This window comes from Streptomyces sp. SID14478 (assembly GCF_010548525.1).
Taxonomy (GTDB): Bacteria; Actinomycetota; Actinomycetes; order Streptomycetales; family Streptomycetaceae; genus Streptomyces.
The window spans coordinates 1-7059 of sequence record NZ_JAAGMG010001273.1 but is presented as its reverse complement, the minus strand read 5'-3'; the positions used below and the strand labels follow the sequence as shown (position 1 = coordinate 7059).

The 7059-nt window shown below is 72.8% G+C and carries 7 protein-coding genes and 1 pseudogene; 4 read left to right on the top strand and 4 right to left on the bottom strand.

Going from position 1 to position 7059, the window contains the following annotated elements:
- The coding region (locus G3I40_RS40825) for an alpha/beta fold hydrolase (protein ID WP_164559864.1) at positions 1-623 on the top strand (623 nt) is incomplete at its 5' end.
- Here the strand turns inward: G3I40_RS40825 and G3I40_RS40820 are convergent.
- Both G3I40_RS40820 and G3I40_RS40815 read right to left on the bottom strand, forming a co-directional pair.
- Positions 605-1708 (bottom strand): hypothetical protein, encoded by a 1104-nt coding sequence (locus G3I40_RS40820; protein ID WP_164559863.1) that lies wholly within the window; start codon positions 1706-1708, stop codon positions 605-607. The genes G3I40_RS40825 and G3I40_RS40820 overlap by 19 nt on opposite strands.
- Before the next feature lie 61 nt (positions 1709-1769).
- The gene (locus G3I40_RS40815; RefSeq protein ID WP_164559862.1) at positions 1770-2738 is read right to left on the bottom strand and encodes a LysR family transcriptional regulator; all 969 of its coding nucleotides are present in this window, start codon (positions 2736-2738) and stop codon (positions 1770-1772) included.
- Positions 2739-2800: 62 nt separating this feature from the next.
- Here G3I40_RS40815 and G3I40_RS40810 point away from each other — a divergent pair, with 62 nt between their 5' ends.
- Positions 2801-4090, top strand: coding sequence for an MFS transporter (locus G3I40_RS40810; RefSeq protein WP_164559861.1), 1290 nt, complete (start codon positions 2801-2803; stop codon positions 4088-4090).
- Positions 4091-4253: 163 nt separating this feature from the next.
- The gene (locus G3I40_RS40805; RefSeq protein ID WP_164559860.1) at positions 4254-5234 is read left to right on the top strand and encodes a sigma-70 family RNA polymerase sigma factor; all 981 of its coding nucleotides are present in this window, start codon (positions 4254-4256) and stop codon (positions 5232-5234) included.
- Here the strand turns inward: G3I40_RS40805 and G3I40_RS40800 are convergent.
- Positions 5142-5501, bottom strand: coding sequence for an STAS domain-containing protein (locus G3I40_RS40800; RefSeq protein WP_343245186.1), 360 nt, complete (start codon positions 5499-5501; stop codon positions 5142-5144). The two genes, G3I40_RS40805 and G3I40_RS40800, sit on opposite strands and share 93 nt — an antisense overlap.
- 151 nt (positions 5502-5652) lie before the next feature.
- Between G3I40_RS40800 and G3I40_RS40795 the strand changes: the two genes are divergently transcribed.
- Positions 5653-6579, top strand: coding sequence for an AEC family transporter (locus tag G3I40_RS40795; protein WP_164559858.1), 927 nt, complete (start codon positions 5653-5655; stop codon positions 6577-6579).
- 187 nt (positions 6580-6766) lie between these two features.
- Here the strand turns inward: G3I40_RS40795 and G3I40_RS40785 are convergent.
- Positions 6767-7059 (bottom strand): annotated as a pseudogene (locus tag G3I40_RS40785) (thymidine phosphorylase); the annotation flags it as partial.

The window sequence follows — 7059 nt, the reverse complement described above, 5'->3', positions numbered from 1 at the left end:
CGGCCACCGCACTGCGGCCGCTCGCGCGCCGCCTGGCCCGCTCGGGGCGGGCCGAGGACCTGGTCACGCACGTCGTGCACTACCGCAGCCGCGGCTGGAACGGGCCGCAGGCCGAACCGGCGCAGGACGCCGAGTGGGCCGCCGACGAGGTCGTGCGCCGCTACGGCGACGTACCCATCTGCCTGATCGGCTTCGACATGGGCGGCCGCGCGGCCCTGCACGCGGGTGGCCACCCGGCCGTCAACTCCGTGCTCGCGCTTGCCCCTTGGCTGCCCGAGGACGACGTCGCGGCGCCCCCCGAACCGGTGAAGCAGCTCGCGGGCCGGCGGGTGCTGCTCGTGCACGGCACCGACGACCGGCGCTCCGACCCGGAGCTGTCGTTCCGCTTCGCCGAGCGGGCGAAGAAGGCCAACCGGGACGTGTGCCGCTTCGAGGTGCACTCGGACGGGCACCACCTGGTCCAGCACCGGGCCGAGGTCGCCGCGCTGGCCGTCGACTTCCTGCTCGGCTCGCTGTTCGGCCACCCGTTCTCCCGGCCGCTGCAGGACGCGCTCGCGGCGCCGCCGCCCATCGGTCTGCGGATGCCGCTGGCGGCCGGGTTCGGTCAGTCGCTCAACCGGTAGTCCGAGGGCTCGGTGCTCGCCGCGAGGAGGGCGCCGAGCACCTGGGACGCGTGCTTGTGCCCGGCGAAGACGAGCACCTCCCGGTCGCCGTCCGCGCACTCGATGACGAGGGTGTACTCCCCTCGTCCGCCGAGGTCGTACCGCGGGTCGCCGACCGCCGACTCGCGCACCCGGCGCACCGTCAGGGTCTGCGGGAGCGGGGCGAGGGCGACGCGACCCGTCGGGTCGGGGGTCGCGACCAAGGGCCCGTTCCCCACCACCAAGTAGCAGTAGCCCGGCCTGCTGTAGGGCACGTCGCCGTGCACGACCGCGCCCAGGCAGCGCCGCTCGGTCGGCGGGACCGGGACGACGCCCGCCACGATCCCGCGCGCCCAGCGTCCCGCCCCCCAGCACAGCAGGACGGACAGCAGCACCACGGGGACGACGGCCCCGGCCGCGAACTTCAGTCCCGACCCCACCTCGTCGGCGGCCAGGAGCACGATCATGGCTCCGGCGACGGCGACGTTCACTCCCGCGACGATCCCGACCGCCGGCTTCCAGGAGTGGGCGGACCCCTTGGGCGCGGGCCGGTGCCGCTGCCACCCCACGAGCCAGAGCAGCCCCAGCCCGATCGCCGACGTCGCCACGGCGAACGCCCCGGGCAGCCGTCCGTCCTGTGCGGGGGAGCGCACGACCTGCTGCACCTCGGAGCCGGACCGGACCTCGCGGACCTCGCCCTTCCAGTACGTGGCGGTGACCTTGTCGCCGGGGCGCACCGCGTCGTAGATCGGCAGGTCGTCGGGCAGCCGCACCCTGTCCACGGTGCCCTCCGCGGGGCCGGGGGCGCGCAGGACGAGGTAGTAGGCGTCGCTCCTGGAGACTTCGGTGTCCTTGTCCACGACGGTCGCCGTCAGGACCGCGCGGCAGTCGTCCGCGCGGGTGCCCGCCGGGCAGTCCGGCGCCGCCGCGTACGCCCGGTCGTCCGCCTCCGCGGGCACCACGAGGGCGAAGAGCACCGCCCCGATCAGGACCAGCCCGAGCCCCACCCAGCCGAGGACCCGGATGCCCCGCCGTCCCTCACCACCGGGTCTCGCCGCGTCCGCCATACCGCTCACCCCTCCGCCGTCCCGCCCCTGTTTCCCGCTGATCCCAGTCTCCGCGCATCCGTCACCCGGCGCCCGCGTGTTCGGGCAACAGCCTCCCCCGCCGCGACAGCAGGAACTTCTTGAACGCGGCCACGGGAGGGGTGTCCGGGTGCCCGTCGAGCCAGGCCACGCCGATCTCGCGGACCGCCCGCTGCCCGGTGACGGTCAGCTCGACGACTCCCGGGCGCGGAAAGCTCGGTGGCGGCAGGAGGCAGACGCCGAGGCCCGCCGCGACCAGGCCGCGCAGCGTCTCGGCCTCCTCGCCCTCGAACGCGATCCGCGGCCTGAACCCGGCCTGCGCGCACAGGTCGTCGAGGATGCGGCGCAGGCCGTAGCCGGGTTCGAGGGTCACGAAGGTCTCGTCGGCCGTCTCCTCCAGCCTGATCCGCTTGCGGGACGCGAGGCGGTGGTCGGCGGGGACGACGAGCCGCAGCCGCTGCTCGTCCAGGCGCCGGGCCACCAGACCCGGCTCGTCCGGCACGGGCGAGGTCAGGCACAGGTCCAGCTCCCCCGCGCGCAGCCGCTCCAGCATCGCCTCGCCGTAGTTCTGTACGAGGCTGAAGCGGATGCGGGGGTGGTCGGCACGGAAGGCGCGGATCAGGCCGGGGACGGTCTCCGTGCCCATGGTGTGCAGGAAGCCGAAGGCGACCTTGCCGGACTCCGGATCGGCGTCGGCGCGCACCGACTCCGCGGCCTTCTCGACCTCACCGAGGGCACGCTCCACGGACACCAGGAACGTACGGCCCGCGGGGGTGAGGGACACGGTGCGGCCGTGCCGGGCGAACAGGTCGACGCCCAGGTCCCGTTCGAGCCGCACCATGGCGCGCGACAGCGTCGACTGCGGGACCTGCAGCTCCTGCGCGGCGCGGGTCACGTGCTCGGTGCGGGCGACCCCGGCGAAGGAGGCGAGCCGCGGGGCGAGCAGCATCGCCATGTCTTCTGCGTCACTGGAACGTGAAACCCGCTGCTGTGACCTCTGCTGATGCTGCATGGGAACGATTATGAAGTCTTTGTGCATTGGACGCATGAGTGGTCGCGACCTACGTTCCTGGTATGTCTCCTGCCAGTAGCCGGGCGGCCGCCACCTCCGCGGTCGCCGTCCCCGTCCCTCCGACCGGCGATACGCGCATGGCCCCGGGCGGACCCGGCTACCGCCGCATGAGCTTCGCCCTCTTCCTCGCCGGTGTCGCCACCTTCGCCCTCCTGTACTCGACGCAGGCGCTGCTCCCCCTCGTCTCCTCCGGCTTCGGGGCGAGCGCGAGCGCCGCGAGCTGGACGGTGTCCGGGGCGACCGGCGCGCTCGCGCTGTGCGTACTGCCGTTGAGCGCGCTGTCCGAGCGGTACGGGCGGCGCACGGTCATGACGGCGTCGCTGACCGTCGCCGTCACGGTCGGTCTGCTCGTCCCCTTCGCGCCGAACCTCGGCGTGCTGATCGCGCTGCGGGTCCTCCAGGGTGCGGCGCTCGCCGGACTGCCCGCGTCCGCGATGGCGTACCTGGCCGAAGAAGTGCGGCCGAAGGCGCTGGTCACGGCCATCGGCCTGTTCGTCGCGGGCAACTCCATCGGGGGCATGAGCGGCCGGGTCATCGGCGGCTGGATCGCGCAGGAGTGGGGCTGGCGGGCGGCCGTCGGCACCATCGGCGTGATCGCGGTGGTGTGCGCCGTCGCGTTCCGCCTGCTGCTGCCGGCGCCGCGCCACTTCACCCCGGGATCGCTGCGGCCGCGCGCCCTGGCGCAGACCGTCGCCGGCCATCTCGCGAACCCGCTGCTGCGCCGCCTGTACGTGATCGGCGCCCTGTTCATGATGGTGTTCGGCGGCGTCTACACGGTGATCGGCTACCGCCTCACCGCGGCGCCGTTCTCCCTCCCGCAGGGCGTCATCGGCTCGATCTTCCTGGTCTACCTGGTCGGCACGGTCTCCTCGGCGGCGGCCGGGAAGCTGGTCGCGCGGCTCGGGCGGCGCGGCACCCTGTATCTGGCGGCGGGCACGACGACGGCCGGTCTGCTGCTGGCCCTCGTGCCCCGGCTGCCCGTCGTGCTGCTCGGGCTGGTGCTGATCACGGCGGGCTTCTTCGCCGGGCACGCGACGGCGTCGTCGTCGGTGAGCCACACCGCCACGTACGGCCGGGCGCAGGCGTCCGCGCTGTACCAGTCCGCGTACTACATCGGTTCCAGCGTGGGCTCGGCCGTCGGCGCCGTCGCCTTCCACGCGGCCGGCTGGGCCGGGACGGTGGGCCTGGGCTTCGTCGCCGTGCTCGGCGTCGTGTCGATCACTTTGTGGGGCACGTACGCGGCACGCGCGCAGCGGCGTCGCGGGGCGGCGGGCGCGGTCGCCGCGCACTGAGGCCCCGGTTCGTCACGCCCGTCACAACAGCCGCAGAGCTTTCGTCATCGGCCCTCGGACCTGCGCATTTCGCCGGTCCGGGGGCCGTTGTCAGTGGGCTGCGGTAGCTTTCCAAGTGCTGGGGATGTGCTGGGACACACAGCCGCTTTGGGGGCGTTGGACGATGAGCGACACCGCGACGAAAGCCGGACTCGACGACCTGGAGAAACACCGGGTCGAGCTGACCGGGTACTGCTACCGGATGCTGGGCTCCGCGTTCGAGGCCGAGGACGCCGTGCAGGACACGATGGTGCGGGCCTGGCGCAGCTTCGACAAGTTCGAGGGGCGCTCCAGCCTGCGCTCCTGGCTCTACCGCATCGCGACGAACGTGTGCCTCGACTCGTTGAACGCGGGGAACAAGCGGGCCCGCCCGATGGACCTGACGGCCGCGGCCCCGCTCGCCCAGGCCGCCCTGACCCCGCGCCCGGACAACGTGTGGCTGGAGCCGATGCCGGACACCCGCGTGCTGCCGACGGTGCACGACCCGGCGGAGGCGGCGGTGGCGAGGGAGTCGGTGCGCCTGGCGTTCGTCGCGGCCCTGCAGCAACTGCCCGCGAAGCAGCGGGCGGTGCTGATCCTGCGCGAGGTCCTCGCCTGGAAGGCCAGCGAGGTCGCCGAGCTGCTCGACACCTCGGTCGCCTCGGTCAACAGCGCACTGCAGCGCGCCAGGGCGACGCTCGCGGACGCGCCTCCGGCCGACTCGGCGACGGCGGACCCGCTCGACGAGGAGCAGCAAAAGCTCCTGGAGCGCTATGTGTCCGCCTTCGAGGGGTACGACATGAAGGCGCTCACCGAGCTGCTGGCCGAGGACGCCGTCATGACGATGCCGCCGTTCGACCTGTGGCTGCGCGGCACGGCCGACATCACGGGCTTCATGACGACGCTGGGCCACGAGTGCGAGAACTCCCGCCTGCTGTCGGTGTCGGCCAACGGGACACCGGCGTTCGCCCACTACAAGCCCGACCCGGACAACGGGGGCTACGTGCCCTGGGCGATCCAGGTCCTGGAGATCTCAGACGGCCGGATCGCCGGATTCCACTGCTTCCTGGACCTCGGCAAGCGGTGGTTCCCGCTGTTCGGCGTCCCCGAGCGCCTGCCCGCCTGAGCCGTCCGCTCCCAACGCGTCGGCGAGTCCGGCGAGTTGGATCAGCAGGGCGAGTTTCGGGGACGGGTCGCGCAGCCTGATCCGTCCCCCGGCTCTGCGGGCGGTCAGCTGCATCCGGGCGAGCGCGTCGACAGTGGTGAAATCACTGCTGGTCAGACCGGAGACATCGCAGATCACCTCGCCGCCGCAGGCACTCTCCTGGGCGGCGCGGACCCGGTCGCACAGCTGAGGGGCGTCGCCCGGCCCGATCGGCCCGGCGACCGCCACGACAGGAGGAGTCGAGAAAGCAGCCACGTAGTCAGGACCGCACGCCGCGGCAGAACTCATCGCTGCCGGCGGGGTGCGGTGGCGTGTGCTGGGTCACGTTGATGTGGATCAACGTTGACCTGCGGTTCCTTCGCGCCCGAGGCTGGACCCCGTGCAGGGGGTTCTCAACGGGTTCGCGGTCATCGCCATCGTCATCGCGGTCGGCTATGTCATCGGCCGGCGCGGCCACTTGGGCGAGGGCGGCCGTGAGGTCCTCACCAGACTGGCCTTCCATGTGGCCACCCCGGCCCTGCTGTTCACGATGCTGGCCAAGGCGGACCTGTCCCTGATCCTGTCCCCGAGCCTGCTGGTCACGGCGCTGTCCACGGCGGCCATGGCCGGCGTCTTCCTCGTGGCGGGCGTCGTACGCGGCTGGGGAGTCGGCCGCACCACGATCGGCGCCCTGTGCTCCTCGTACGTGAACTCGGGGAACCTCGGCATCCCCATCGCGGTGTACGTCCTCGGCGACGCCTCGCTGGTGGCGCCGGTCCTGCTCTTCCAGCAGATCGTCGTGACGCCGGTCGCCCTGACGGTCCTCGACCTGGCGGAGGCGTCGGGGACCCGGCAGAGCTGGGCGCAGCGCCTGCTCACGCCCTTCCGCAATCCGATCGCGATCGGCGCGCTGTCCGGGGTCGTGGTGTCGGCGACCGGCTGGACGGTTCCCTCGCCCGTCCTCGACCCGCTGGAACTGATCGCGAACATGTCGGTCCCGGCGATCCTGATCGCCTTCGGCATTTCGCTGTGCGGGAGTTCCTGGCCGGGCGGCCGGGGCGCGGACCGGGTCCCGGTGCTGCTCTCGTCCGCCCTGAAGGCGGTGGGGCAGCCGCTGGTGGCCTGGGCGCTGGCCTCGTTCGTCTTCGGCCTGCACGGCGACCGTCTGCTGGACGTCGTGGTGACGTCGGCGCTGCCGGCGGCCCAGAACCTGTTCACGTACGCGAGCCGGTACCGGGTGGGCGAGCGGCTGGCCCGGGAGTCGATCCTGCTGTCGACGATGGCTTCGGTGCCGGTACTGGTGGTGGTGGCGGCCCTGCTCGGGTGACGTCAGTCGCGCAGCGGCAGCACGTCGGTGTCGAGGGTGATGTCGAACGGGGCGGGCAGCCGCAGTTGCTCGCCGTACTCGACCGGGTCCAGCGCCCGGTAGGTCCCGGTCGTCACCGATACCAGGATGCCGAACGGGACCGGTGGCGGTCCACCGGCCCCGTTCACCCGAATGATAAAACCGCAGCTCAGGAGATACGTTCCAGCACGATCGGCCCTGCCGAGAACTCCGTCCCGGCCGGTGCGATGTCGTACGCGTCCGCCAGCGCTTCGAGGGCGTACGCGAACCGCTCCGGGGTGTCGGTGTGCAGGGTCAGCAGGGCCTGGCCCGCGAAGACCGAGTCGCCGGGCTTCGCGTGCAGTTCGACGCCTGCGGCGGCCTGGACCGGGTCCTCCTTGCGGGCCCGCCCGGCGCCGAGCCGCCAGGCGGCGAGGCCCACCGACAGCGCGTCGAGGCGGGTCAGGACGCCGGAGGCGGGCG